The organism is Brachybacterium phenoliresistens, from assembly GCF_039530785.1.
Lineage (GTDB): Bacteria > Actinomycetota > Actinomycetes > Actinomycetales > Dermabacteraceae > Brachybacterium > Brachybacterium phenoliresistens.
In genome coordinates this window covers 363,556-375,682 of record NZ_BAAAOW010000001.1, presented here as the reverse complement: position 1 = coordinate 375,682, position 12,127 = coordinate 363,556, and the positions used below count along the sequence as shown (strand labels likewise).

The window sequence follows — 12,127 nt, the reverse complement described above, 5'->3', positions numbered from 1 at the left end:
CGGGGGTGCAGGCTCAGCCGCCGACGGCGGAGAGCGTGCGCAGCTCGGCGTGGACCTGGGCCAGGGCGTCCTCGTGCGAGAGGCCCAGCTCGGTCGCGAGCACAGCGTACTCGCGCGCGGCGGACTCGATGCGGCCGGACACGTCGTCCAGCGGGGAGACGACCGTGCCGGCGCGGCCGCGGGTCATCACCAGGCCCGCCTCCTCGAGGCGGCGGAAGGCCTTGGCGACGGTGTTCACGGCGACGCCGAGGTCCGCGGCCAGCGCGCGGACCGTGGGCAGCCGGGTCCCGGGCGGCAGCGTCCCGGCCTGGATGGCGCGGGACAGGCACACCTGGATCTGGCGCACGGGGGGCGAGGCGACGCCCCGATCCACCGCGACGAGCCCGTCCAGGGCGGTCGTCACGGTGGCCGGGGCGGTCTGCTCGCTCACGGGCAGGGCGCTCAGGAGTCCCCTCCGAAGGAGCCGGACTGGCCCGCGTTGGGGTTCAGGAGGTCGTACTTCTTCACCGCCTGGGCCGGCAGCGAGGCGTCCACGCGTCCGTCCCGGGCGAGCATCTGCAGCGCCTTGACGGCCATCGAGTGGGCGTCGATGTGCAGGTGGCGACGGGCCGCGGGGCGGGTGTCCGAGAAGCCCCAGCCGTCCGCGCCGAGGACGCCGTAGGGCCCGGGGATCCAGGGACGGATGAGGTCCGGGACCAGGAAGTCGTAGTCGCTGGTCGCGATGAACGGACCCTCCACGCCCTGCAGGCGCTCGGAGATGAAGGGGACGCGGGCCTCCTGCTCGGGGTGCAGGAAGGCGTCCTTCTCCGCCTCGAGGGCGTCCTTGCGCATCTCGGTCCAGGAGGTCACCGACCACACCGCGCCGCGCACGCCCCAGTCCTCCGCGAGGAGCTTCTGGGCGTGCAGCGCCCACGGCACGCCGACGCCGGAGGCCATCAGCTGCACCTCGGGGCCCTCGCCCTCGGGGGCGGGGGCGAGGAGGTACATGCCCTTGAGCAGGCCCTCGACGTCCAGGTTCTCGGGCTCGGCCGGCTGCACCATCGGCTCGTTGTAGACCGTGATGTAGTAGAAGACCTCCTGCAGGCGCTTCTCGTCCGCGCCGTACATGCGCTGGAGGCCGTCGCGCATGATGTGGCCGATCTCGTAGCCGTACGCCGGGTCGTAGATCACGGCCCCGGGGTTGGTGTACGCGAGGATCGGGGAGTGGCCGTCCATGTGCTGGAGGCCCTCGCCGGCCAGGGTCGTCTTGCCGGCGGTGGCGCCGATGACGAAGCCCTTGGCCAGCTGGTCCCCGGCGGCCCAGAAGAAGTCGCCGGTGCGCTGGAAGCCGAACATCGAGTAGAAGATGTACAGCGGGATCATCGGCTGGCCGTGGGTGGCGTACGAGGTGCCCGCGGCGGTGAACGCCGAGGTCGAGCTGATCTCGTTGATGCCCATGTGCTTGATCTGGCCGGAGGTCGACTCCTTGTAGGCCAGCAGCAGGTCGCGGTCCACGGAGATGTAGTTCTGGCCGTCGGGGTTGTAGATCTTCGCCGTCGGGAACAGCGAGTCCATGCCGAAGGTCCGCGCCTCGTCGGGGATGATCGGCACCCAGAGCTTGCCGGTCTCCTTGTCGCGCATGAGGTCCTTGAGCAGCCGGACGAGCGCCATGGTGGTGGCGATCTCCTGCTTGCCCGAGCCCTTCTTGACGACCTTGTAGGCCTCCTCGCCGGGGAGGTTGAGGGGCTTGTGCTCCCGCGAGCGCGAGGGCACCTGGCCGCCGAGCTCGCTGCGGCGCTCATGGAAGTAGCGCATCGCGGGGGAGTCGGCGTCCGGCACGTAGAACGGGGCGTCGTACACGCTGCTGGACTCGAGGACCTCGTCGGAGATCGGGATCTGCAGGGTGTCGCGGAGGGCCTTGAGGTCCTCCGGGGTGAACTTCTTCATCTGGTGGGTCGCGTTGCGGCCCGCGAAGTTCTTGCCCAGGCGGTAGCCCTTGATGGTGTGCGCGAGGATCACGGTGGGCTGGCCCTTGTGCTCCATCGCGGCCTTGAAGGCGGCGTAGATCTTCTTCGTGTCGTGGCCGCCGCGGTTGAGCTTCCACCAGATGTCGTCGTCGGACATGTCCTCGACGAGGGCCTTGGTGCGCGGGTCGCGGCCGAAGAAGTTGTCGCGGATGAACCCGCCGTTCTCGGTGCGGTAGGTCTGGAAGTCGCCGTCGGGGGTGGCGTTCATGAGATCGATGAGCGCGCCGTCGGAATCGGCCGCGAACAGCGGATCCCAGCCGCTGCCCCAGATCACCTTGATGACGTTCCAGCCGGCGCCGCGGAACTGGCTCTCCAGCTCCTGGACGATCTTGCCGTTGCCGCGGACGGGCCCGTCCAGGCGCTGCAGGTTGCAGTTGACGACGAAGGTGAGGTTGTCCAGGTGCTCCTTGGCCGCGATGTGCAGCGCGCCGCGGGACTCGACCTCGTCCATCTCGCCGTCGCCGAGGAACGCCCAGGTGTGCTGGTCGGAGGTGTCCTTGATGCCGCGGTTGTGGAGGTACTTGTCGAAGGACGCCTGCTCGATGGCGTTGACCGGGCCGATGCCCATCGACACCGTCGGGAACTCCCAGAAGTCCGGCATGGCGCGGGGGTGCGGGTAGGACGGCATCCCGTGCTCCGAGGAGAACTCCTGGCGGAAGCCGTCGAGGTCCTCCTGGGAGAGGCGGCCCTGCATGAAGGCCCGGGCATAGATGCCGGGGGAGGCGTGGCCCTGGAAGAAGACGTGGTCGCCGCCGCCGGGGTGCTCGCGGCCGCGGAAGAAGTGGTTGAAGCCCACCTCGTACATGGTGGAGATCGAGGCGTAGGAGGACAGGTGGCCGCCGACGCCCACGCCGGGACGCTGCGCGCGGTGCACGACCATCGCCGCATTCCATCGCAGGGCGTTGCGGATCTCCTTCTCGAGCTCGAGGTCCCCGGGGTACTCGGGCTGGGACTCGACGTCGATCGTGTTGACGTAGTCCGTGGTCAGCGAGTCCGGCAGGTGCAGCTTCTTGTCGCGCGCGCGCTGGATGACGTTCTGCACGATCGCCGTGGCCCGCTCATCGCCCCGCTCATCGACGAGCTGGTCGAGGGAGTCGAGCCATTCCCGGGTCTCCTCGGGATCGGGATCCTGCGCATGGCTGGGCAGATTGATGCCGATCGGACTCGGGGTCTCGTGTGCAGTCACGCTGTCCTTCTCTCTGTGCTTGAGCGGAGCCGTGGGCCATCTCATCACGAGCGCGATTCGAGGTCGCACCAGTGCGCTCCGGGCGTCGATCCCGGTCAAGACTACCGTCGGCGCAGAGCCCGCGCGCCCCGGACGTGACCCAGCGAACCCCGGTGTCGTACGATTCCTACGCGCCGGATCCCGTCCGTGCTCGCAGAGCACCTCAGGCCCCGCCCGCACCCATCGTCGTCTCACCTCGAGGAGCTCTTCTTGTCACCGTCCGCAGACGCCACATCGTCCCGCACACCTGCGGAGGTGCTCGGTTTCACGACCGGACAGCTGGTGCAGGAGTTCGGGTACGACGACGACGTGGACCTCGAGCTCCGCGACGCCATCGAGGATCTCGTCGACGGCGAGCTCGAGTACGAGGACTGCCAGGAGATCGTCGACGCCGTCATCGTGTGGTGGCGCAAGGACGACGGCGATCTCACCGACGCCCTCGTCGACGCGCTCACCACCCTCGTCGCCGGCGGCCCCATCTGGCTGCTCACCCCCAAGCCCGGCCGCGACGGCGCCGTCGACCCGGCCGATGTGCTCGAGGCCGCGAGCACCGCGGGCCTGCGCGTGATGAGCACCGTGTCGCTCGCCACCGACTGGCTCGGCACCCGGCTGGCCACCCGCACCGCCTGAGCGCCCGCGCGTCCCCGCAGCGGGGCCGCCCGCGCACGCAGAAGGCCGCCGCACCCCGGAGGGGATGCGGCGGCCTTCGCCATGCGCGGCGCGCAGTGGGTCGTGAGGGACTCGAACCCCCGACCGGCACGGTGTAAACGTGATGCTCTACCAGCTGAGCTAACGACCCCGATCGCGGCGTCCCGGACAGTCCGGGAGGCGCTCCGGCGCTACATGGTCACAGATCGGCGCGGGGAGCGCAAAGACGGTCCAGCACCCTCGGTGAGCCCCGTCTCATCGGGTGAGCAGGTAGGCCAGCACGAGCATCCCGACCACGACCGCGAGGGCGCACAGCCAGACCAGGGCCGTCTGGCGGTCCCGCTCGATCTCGCGCTCCGACCGCGGCTGCGGCTGCGGATCCAGGCCGGTGCCGGTGCCGTGCGCGGCGGCGCTGCGGTCGCTGCGCTGCGCCCGCGCACGCAGCATCCGGGCGACGGAGACCCCGAGCACCACGGCGGCGGAGAGGCCGAACAGGGAGAGGATCAGCGTGTCCATTCCGGTGTCCTTCCTCCTCGTGCTCGACGGCGACACTGTACCCACGCCGTCCGCAGTCCTCCTGGGAGCCGCAGGAGAGGCCGGCGTTCCTATACTGGGATGTCCGGCCGGCCCCGAGGCCGGCGACCGATCGTCCGCCAGACGGAGGCCCACCCGCATGACCTCGTTCGACGTCCAGCGCGTCCGGGCAGACTTCCCGATCCTGCAGCGCACCCTCGCCGGCGGCGAGCCGCTGGTGTACCTCGACGCCGGCGCGACCAGCCAGCGGCCCCAGCCGGTGATCGACGCGGAGGTCGCCTTCCTCACGCGCAGCAACGCCGCGGTCAAGCGCGGCGCCCACCAGCTCGCCGAGGAGGCCACCGACGCCTACGAGGGTGCCCGTGCCCGGATGGGGGAGTTCCTCGGCGCCCCGCGCCCGGAGGAGATCGTCTTCACCCGCAACGCCACCGAGGCGCTGAACCTCGTGGCCCGCTCCCTGGGCGACGGCGATGCGAGCACGCCCGATCATCTGCGGGTCCGCGAGGGCGACGAGATCCTCGTGACCGAGATGGAGCACCACGCCAACCTCGTGCCCTGGCAGGAGCTCGCCCGCCGCACCGGCGCGCGACTGCGGTGGATCCCGCTCACGGACGACTTCACCCTCGACCTCACGGACCTGGGCTCCCTGCTCACCGAGCGCACCCGCGTGCTCGCGCTCGCCCACCAGTCCAACGTTCTGGGCACCGTGAACCCGATCGGGACGCTCGTCGAGGCCGCGCGGGCGGTCGGCGCGCTGACCGTGCTGGACGCCTGCCAGTCCGCCCCGCACATGCCGCTGGACGTGCGCGAGCTCGGCGCGGACTTCGTGGCCCTGTCCGGGCACAAGATGCTCGGACCGACGGGGATCGGCGTGCTGTGGGGCCGCTACGAGCACCTCGCGGCGATGCCGCCGTTCCTCACCGGCGGGTCGATGATCGAGGTCGTGCACATGGACCGCACCACCTATGCCGAGCCGCCGGCCCGCTTCGAGGCCGGCACCCCGATGATCTCGCAGGCCATCGGCCTCGCCGCGGCCGCCGACTATCTCTCCGCCCTGGGGATGGAGGCGGTGGCCGAGCACGGCGGCGCCCTCACCGACCGCGCGCTGCGGGGTCTGCGCGAGCTGCCCGGGGTGCGGATCATCGGGCCTGCCCCCGGACCGGACCGCACCGGGGCGGTGTCCTTCGCCGTCGAGGGCCGCCATCCGCATGACATCGGCCAGGTGCTCGACTCCCGCGGGATCGCGGTGCGGGTGGGCCACCACTGCGCCTGGCCCCTGCACCGCCGGTACGGGATCCCCGGCACCACCCGGGCCACGTTCTCCGTCCATACCACCGCGGAGGAGGTCGACGCCCTCGTCGACTCCGTCTCCTACGCCCTCGACTACTTCGGGAGGTTCGCGTGAGCAGCGGTCTGGATGTCCTCTACACCGACATCATCTTCGAGCACGACAAGCGCCCCCAGAACGCCGGGCTGCGCGAGCCGTTCCACGCCGAGGTCCACCACGTGAACCCGACCTGCGGCGACGAGATCACCCTGCGCCTGCGGCGGCAGCCCGGCGGCGCCGTCGAGGACATCAGCTACGAGGCGTTGGGCTGCGCCATGTCGCGGGCCTCCGCCTCGATGATGAGCGAGCTGCTCATCGGCCGCAGCCTCGCCGAGGCCGAGGAGATCACCGTCGCCTTCGAGGCCGCGATGTCCTCCCGCGGCCGCGATGCCGGGGACCCGGAGGTCCTCGGCGACGCGGTCGCGCTGCTGGGCGCCGCGAAGTTCCCGGGCCGTGTGAAGTGCGTGCTCATGGCATGGAAGGCCTATCGGGCCGCGCTCGTCGAGGCCGATGCGCTCGACGGGAGCGCCGGATGAGCCGCGCGGGCGCCGCCGGGGCCGGCCGCCGCCGCTCCTCCCGCGCGGCCGATGCCGCCGCCTCCCCGAGCCTGGGCGCGCTGGTGCGGGCCCTGCAGGACCTCTACCCCCTGCACCGCGCCGAGGACTGGGACCGGGTGGGTCTCGTGCTCGGCGTCGCGGAGGAGAAGGTCTCCCGCGTGCTGCTGGCCGTGGACCCGACCGTCGCCGTCGCGCAGGAGGCCGCCGCGCACGACCTGCTGATCACGCACCATCCGCTGCTGCTGCGCGGGGCGAGCCTGCTGCCGGCCGGCACCGGCAAGGGCTCCGTGGTCACGACGCTGCTGCGCTCGGGCACCGCCCTGTGGAGCGGGCACACCAACGTCGACCGCTCCGCGACCGGGACCGCGACGGCCCTCGCGGCCGCCCTCGACCTGACGGACCCGGAGCCGCTGGTCGCCCCCGCCGGGCCGGAGGAGGGGCTGATCGGCCTGGGCCTGCTCGGCTCCCTGGCCGAGCCCACCACCGTGGCGCAGCTCGCCCGGACCCTCGCCGGTGCCCTCCCGGCGACGGTGCAGGGCGCACGCTTCACGGGCGATGCGGAGCGCACGGTGCGCACCGTCGCCCTGTGCCCGGGCGCCGGGGACTCGCTGCTCGAACGGGTGCGGAGCACCCCGGCCGATGTCTACGTGACCTCCGACCTGCGCCATCACACCGCTCTGGAGCATCTCGAGGCCGGCGCCGACCCGGCGCAGGTCCCGGCCCTGATCGACATCCCGCACTGGGCGGCCGAGTCCCTGTGGCTGCCGATGCTGCGCGAGGAGCTGCTGAGGATCGCCGCCGAGAACGGATGGTCGCTCCAGGTGGAGATCTCCGCCCGCCGCACCGACCCGTGGACGGGCGTCGTCCCGGGCTGAGCTCCCCGCAGAGACGGAGACGGCGGCGGCACGGAGACGGCGGCGGCGCGTCGCGGCCGCCGCCGACAAGGAGCGCGGGATCAGGCGCGGTCGACGACCACGAGCGTGTCGCCCTGGATCTCGATGCCGAGCCCGCCCGGCAGCCCCTCCCGGGCCAGACCGGCGACCTCCTCGATGCTGCGGGCCCGTGCCCCGTCCTCCAGCATCAGCCCGGCCAGCAGGCCGCGGTAGCGCTTCGCGTCGTGGGAGATGACGGTGCGCCGGCCGCCCGCCTCGCGCACCGCGGAGACCTGCACCGCGCCGGGCACCGGCATCATCGTGCGGTAGGCCCCGGATCGGCAGTCGATCACCAGCTCGTCCTGCGCGGCCAGCGCCGCGCCGTGGGAGGCGAGGTGCTTGCGCCACCAGGATCCGGCCCGGCCCAGGCGCGACAGCGCCGAGGAGGCGGAGAGGCGGTAGGCGGGGATCCGGTCGGTCGCCGCGTCGACCACGCCCAGCAGCGCCGAGGTGATGAGCACCTGTCCCGCGCGGCGGGGCCGGGCGGGGCCCAGCGCGTCGTAGAGGACGCCGGAGTACACCTCGAGCGCCGGGGCGGCCGGCTCCTCGACCAGGCGCGCCATCCGATCCACGAGCTCGGGGGAGCCGGCCGGGACGCCCAGGGCCGTGGCGCCCTCGCGCCCGGCGGCGGTGCGCTGGGCCGCGCGCACCATGGTCCGCCGGTGCGGGTGCAGGGCCGGGGAGGACAGCGCGTCCAGATCCAGGGCGGGGCCGGCAGCGGGGCGGGTCTTGGTCTCGGACGGGGGCAGGACGATGATCATGCAGGCAGGTCTTTCTCAGGGGTGCAGAGGGGTAGGATCTATCAGGCCAGTCGGCCGGGCAGTCGCGTCGTCGCCTTCGGGCGGCGCCGAGGAAAGTCCGGGCTCCATCCGGCACGGTGGTGGGTAACGCCCACCCGGAGCGATCCGCGGGACAGTGCCACAGAGAGCAGACCGCCGGCCCGCGAGGGCCGGTAAGGGTGAAAGGGTGGTGTAAGAGACCACCGCGGTCCCGGTGACGGGACCGGCATGGTAAACCCCACCGGGAGCAAGGTCAGACAGGGAACGCCGAGGGTGCCGGCCCGAGTTCCCGGGTGGACCGCTGGAGGTCGTCGGCAACGGCGATCCGAGAGGGATGACTGCCGATCACAGAACCCGGCTTACAGGCCGGCTGGCCCCGCACGACGGCGGCGCAGGAGATCTCCTGCGCCGCCGTCGGCATGTCACGGGCCGGGCCCGCCGGGGACGGGCTCAGCGCTGTGCCTCCTGTGCGGCGCGCTCGGCCTTCTTCGCCTTCTTGCGGGCCTTGGCGCTCTTCTTGCCGGCCGCCCGCGCCAGGGCCGCGGCGCCGATGATCCCGGCCTCGTTGCGCAGCCCCGCCGGGACGATCGGGGTCTCCAGGTCCAGCAGCGGCAGGAACTGCTTGTGCTTCTTGGACACGCCGCCGCCGACGATGAACAGGTCGGGGGAGAACAGGAACTCCAGGTGCGCGTAGTACTCCTGGAGGCGTCCCGCCCAGGTCTCCCAGTCCAGGCCCTCGCGCTCGCGCACGGACTCGGCCATGTACTTCTCCGCGTCCGTCCCGTGCAGGAGGAGATGGCCCAGCTCGGTGTTGGGCACCAGCTCGCCGTCGATGAACATGGCGGTCCCCACGCCGGTGCCCAGGGTCGTCACGAGGACGACGCCCGGGACGTCGCGCCCCGCGCCGAACTCGACCTCGGCGATGCCGGCCGCGTCCGCGTCGTTGACCACGAAGACGTCGTGGCCGGTGCGCTCGGTCAGCAGCGCGTCCACGTCCGTGCCGATCCACGAGTCGTGGACGTTGGCGGCGGTCTTGGCGACGCCGTGCTGGATGACCGCCGGGAAGGTGACGCCCACCGGCATGTCGTCCTCGATCTCGAAGGTCGACAGCAGCTCCGCGACCGTGTCGGCCACGGCCTCGGGCAGCGAGGGCTGGGGGGTGGGGATGCGCAGGCGGTCCCCGGCGAGCTCGCCCCGGGAGAGGTTCACGGGGGCGCCCTTGATGCCGCTGCCGCCGATGTCGATACCGAATGCTGTCTTGCTCATCGATCGCTCCTAGGGACCGGCCCGCGCCGGCGAGGGGCCCGGCAGAGCGCCGGGACGGGGACGGGGGACAGTCTCTCAGATCACGCCACGGTGAGGAGCTCGTATCCGTCGGCCGTGACGAGCAGCGTGTGCTCGAACTGGGCGGTGAACGAGCGGTCCCGGGTGACGACCGTCCAGCCGTCGTCCCACATCTCCCAGGCCTGGCTGCCGAGGGTGATCATCGGCTCGACGGTGTAGGTCATGCCGGGCTCGATCACGTCGTCGAACATCGGCGCGGAGTCGTAGTGGGGGATGACCAGTCCGTTGTGGAAGCCCTCGGCCACGCCGTGCCCGGTGAAGTCCCGCACCGACTCGTAGCCGAAGCGGCCCACGAACTTCTCGATCACGCGGCCGATGACGTTGACCTGCCGCCCCGGCTTCCCGGCGCGGATCCCGCGCATCATCGCCTCCTCGGTGCGCTCGATCAGCGCGTCCACCCGCGGGTCGACCTCGCCGATGCGGAAGGTGGCGTTGCAGTCCCCGTGGACGCCGCCGAGGAACGCCGTGACGTCCACGTTGAGGATGTCGCCCTCCTGCATCACCGTGGAATCGGGGATGCCGTGGCAGACCACCTCGTTCAGGCTCGTGCAGCACGACTTGGGGAAGCCCAGGTATCCCAGCGTGGAGGGATAGGCGCCGTGGGAGACCAGCACCTCGTGCACGACGGCGTCGATCTGATCGGTGGTCACGCCGGGGCGGGCCGCCTCCCCGGCGGCGGCGAGGCCCAGGGCCGCGATGCGGGAGGCCTCCCGCACCCGGTCGATGATCTCGGGGGTCTGGACGCGGGGACCGGAGTCGGAGACCGCCTCGTCCTTGCCGACGTACTCGGGCCGCTCGATGCGGTCGGGGACGCTGCGGGCCGGGCCGATCTCTCCGGGGGTCAGCGGGGCGCGGCCTTCGGGCCGCAGCCACGGCTTCTGCTCTACAGTCATGATGTCCAGTCTCTCACCGCGACGACGGAGGGCCAGCATGTCCGAGTTCTACTACAATGTCTCCACCGGCCAGGTCGAGGAGGGGCGCCAGTCCCCGGGCACCGAGCTGATGGGTCCGTACCCCACAGCGGAGGCGGCCCGGAAGGCGCTTGAGACCGCCGCCGAGCGCAACAAGGCCTGGGACGAGGAGGACGCCGACTGGGAGGGCGAGGACTCGCCCTCCTGATCAGTCGAAGGAGTGCTCCGGCCCGGGGTACTCGCGGCCCTCGACGGCGCCGCGGTACTCGCGGGCGGCGCGCTCGAGCTCCTCGCGCAGGTGCGCGAAGCGGCGCACGAACTTCCCCTCGAAGCCGGAGAGCCCGGCCATGTCCTGCCACACCAGCACCTGGCCGTCGCAGTGCGGGCCGGCGCCGATGCCGATGGTGGGGATCGACAGCACCTCGGTGATGCGCTGCGCGAGCGAGCTCGGCACCAGCTCGAGGACGAGGGCGAAGGCGCCCGCCTCCTGCAGGGCGAGGGCATCGTCGGCGAGGCGGTCCGCGGCCTGGTGGTCGCGGCCCTGGACCCGATGGCCCGAGAGCGCGTTGACGGACTGCGGGGTGAATCCCAGGTGCCCCATCACCGGGATCCCCGCCTGCACCAGGGCGGTGACCTGCGGGACGATCTCGTGGCCGCCCTCGAGCTTGACCGCCTCCGCGCCCGCGCGCACGAGGTCCACGCCGTGCCGGATCGCGTCGGAGGGGCCGGCCTGATAGGTGCCGAAGGCGAGGTCGGCGACGATCAGCGGGCGCGTCACGGACCGGGCGACGGCCGCGGTGAACACGCGGATGTCCTCGTGGGTGGTGTGCACGGTGGAGTCGTGGCCCAGAACCGTGGTGCCTGCGGAGTCGCCGACCAGGAGGACCTCGATGCCCGCGCGCTCGAAGGCCTGCGCGGAGTACTGGTCGTAGGAGGTCAGCATCGAGAACGGGCGTCCTGCGCGCATGGCGTCCTGGAGGTGGCGGATCCGGATCTTCGCGGGGCCGGAGGCGCCGGCGCTGCTGTTCACGATGTGCTCCTGAGGGTTCTCGGACCGTTCCCCGGATCCTCCGCGCGGGGCGCGCCGAGAGGACGGGGATGGGGTGACCAGCGTATCCTCTCCGGCGAGGGCGCGAGCAGTCGCCCCATCGGCCCACCCGCACGTCCCGTTCCGGGGCCGTGCCCGATGGGGAGTTCTCCCCATCGCGCCCGCCGTCGGTGCCATGTGAGCATTGTCGGACCGTCAGCTCCGCCGGAGACATCGTGAAGGGACCATCATCATGAATTCCATCGTTCGCAGGGCCGGTCGCGGCTCGACGCTGCTCGTCGGCTCCGTCGCCCTCGCCTTCTCGCTCGCCGCCTGCGGCGGCGGGTCCGAGGACCCGGCCGAGCCCACCGCCGAGGAGACCGCTGCCGAGGAGACCACCGAGGACACCGCTGCCGAGGAGACCACCGAGGAGGCTGCGGAGGAGGCGACCGAGGAGACCACCGAGGAGGGCGCCGAGGACCCGGCCGCCGGGGGCGAGGTCACCGACGAGGATCTCACTGCCGCCAAGGAGCAGTTCGTCGCGTTCGTCGGAGCCCTGGGCGAGCAGGACGCGGCGAAGGCCTGTGGGTTCATGCTGGACCCGTCCACCGGTGAGCCCGTGAGCGATGCGAACCTCGAGACCTGCACGTCGCAGCTCGAGAGCACGGGGATGATGGACACCTTCACTCCCGAGGTCGCGAGCATGATCACCACGGACATGATCAACGCCACCGGGAATCCTGACGGGACCATCACCCTGGACATGTCGGGCTCGAAGGTGAACATGGCGAAGGCCTCCGACGGCAAGTGGTACTTCTCCGTCTGACCTCAGGGTCA

At 71.8% G+C, this 12,127-nt stretch carries 13 protein-coding genes, 1 tRNA gene and 1 other RNA gene; 7 read left to right on the top strand and 8 right to left on the bottom strand.

Annotation, left to right across the window (positions count from 1 at the left end):
* Positions 1-13 precede the first annotated feature (13 nt).
* Together ABD234_RS01705 and aceE are read right to left on the bottom strand one after the other, a co-directional pair.
* Positions 14-430 (bottom strand): GntR family transcriptional regulator, encoded by a 417-nt coding sequence (locus tag ABD234_RS01705; protein ID WP_232226143.1) that lies wholly within the window; start codon positions 428-430, stop codon positions 14-16.
* A gap of 11 nt (positions 431-441) precedes the next feature.
* A complete protein-coding gene (gene aceE / locus ABD234_RS01700) occupies positions 442-3,192 on the bottom strand; it encodes a pyruvate dehydrogenase (acetyl-transferring), homodimeric type (protein WP_038370136.1) in 2,751 nt (916 codons plus the stop codon).
* 249 nt (positions 3,193-3,441) lie between these two features.
* Here aceE and ABD234_RS01695 point away from each other — a divergent pair, with 249 nt between their 5' ends.
* Positions 3,442-3,861 carry a DUF3052 domain-containing protein gene (locus ABD234_RS01695; protein WP_038370137.1) on the top strand — a complete coding sequence of 140 codons (420 nt, stop codon included), beginning with the start codon at positions 3,442-3,444 and terminating at the stop codon, positions 3,859-3,861.
* A 96-nt stretch (positions 3,862-3,957) separates the two neighbouring features.
* Here the strand turns inward: ABD234_RS01695 and ABD234_RS01690 are convergent.
* Positions 3,958-4,030 (bottom strand) — tRNA-Val (locus ABD234_RS01690).
* Positions 4,031-4,134: 104 nt separating this feature from the next.
* Positions 4,135-4,395, bottom strand: a complete 261-nt coding sequence (locus tag ABD234_RS01685; RefSeq protein WP_038370138.1) for a hypothetical protein — start codon at positions 4,393-4,395, stop codon at positions 4,135-4,137.
* A gap of 157 nt (positions 4,396-4,552) precedes the next feature.
* Between ABD234_RS01685 and ABD234_RS01680 the strand changes: the two genes are divergently transcribed.
* The 3 genes from ABD234_RS01680 to ABD234_RS01670 are packed head-to-tail and all read left to right on the top strand — an operon-like array spanning position 4,553 to position 7,172.
* The gene (locus ABD234_RS01680) at positions 4,553-5,818 is read left to right on the top strand and encodes an aminotransferase class V-fold PLP-dependent enzyme (protein WP_038370139.1); all 1,266 of its coding nucleotides are present in this window, start codon (positions 4,553-4,555) and stop codon (positions 5,816-5,818) included.
* A complete protein-coding gene (gene sufU, locus ABD234_RS01675; protein ID WP_051486386.1) occupies positions 5,815-6,276 on the top strand; it encodes a Fe-S cluster assembly sulfur transfer protein SufU in 462 nt (153 codons plus the stop codon). The genes ABD234_RS01680 and sufU overlap by 4 nt, the downstream gene beginning before the upstream one ends.
* Positions 6,273-7,172: a Nif3-like dinuclear metal center hexameric protein gene (locus ABD234_RS01670; protein WP_344353584.1), complete on the top strand. Its 900-nt coding sequence runs from the start codon at positions 6,273-6,275 to the stop codon at positions 7,170-7,172. Before sufU ends, ABD234_RS01670 begins: the two co-directional genes overlap by 4 nt.
* Before the next feature lie 80 nt (positions 7,173-7,252).
* Here the strand turns inward: ABD234_RS01670 and ABD234_RS01665 are convergent, their stop codons facing one another.
* Complete coding sequence (locus tag ABD234_RS01665) at positions 7,253-7,990, bottom strand: YaaA family protein (RefSeq protein WP_038370140.1); 738 nt, start codon at positions 7,988-7,990, stop codon at positions 7,253-7,255.
* 46 nt (positions 7,991-8,036) lie between these two features.
* On the opposite strand from ABD234_RS01665, the gene rnpB reads away from it, so the two are divergent.
* Positions 8,037-8,386, top strand: an RNA gene (gene rnpB, locus ABD234_RS01660) — RNase P RNA component class A.
* A 72-nt stretch (positions 8,387-8,458) separates the two neighbouring features.
* Here the strand turns inward: rnpB and ppgK are convergent.
* Entirely contained in the window at positions 8,459-9,274 is an 816-nt protein-coding gene (gene ppgK, locus ABD234_RS01655; RefSeq protein WP_038370141.1) for a polyphosphate--glucose phosphotransferase, read from the bottom strand.
* 80 nt (positions 9,275-9,354) lie between these two features.
* Positions 9,355-10,245: a type I methionyl aminopeptidase gene (gene map / locus ABD234_RS01650; protein WP_051486387.1), complete on the bottom strand. Its 891-nt coding sequence runs from the start codon at positions 10,243-10,245 to the stop codon at positions 9,355-9,357.
* 37 nt (positions 10,246-10,282) lie between these two features.
* Between map and ABD234_RS01645 the strand changes: the two genes are divergently transcribed.
* Positions 10,283-10,471 (top strand): hypothetical protein, encoded by a 189-nt coding sequence (locus tag ABD234_RS01645; protein WP_038370142.1) that lies wholly within the window; start codon positions 10,283-10,285, stop codon positions 10,469-10,471.
* Here the strand turns inward: ABD234_RS01645 and panB are convergent, their stop codons facing one another.
* Entirely contained in the window at positions 10,472-11,293 is an 822-nt protein-coding gene (gene panB / locus ABD234_RS01640; RefSeq protein ID WP_269518480.1) for a 3-methyl-2-oxobutanoate hydroxymethyltransferase, read from the bottom strand.
* Positions 11,294-11,543: 250 nt separating this feature from the next.
* Here panB and ABD234_RS01635 point away from each other — a divergent pair, with 250 nt between their 5' ends.
* Positions 11,544-12,116, top strand: a complete 573-nt coding sequence (locus ABD234_RS01635) for a hypothetical protein (protein ID WP_344353576.1) — start codon at positions 11,544-11,546, stop codon at positions 12,114-12,116.
* Positions 12,117-12,127: the final 11 nt, after the last annotated feature.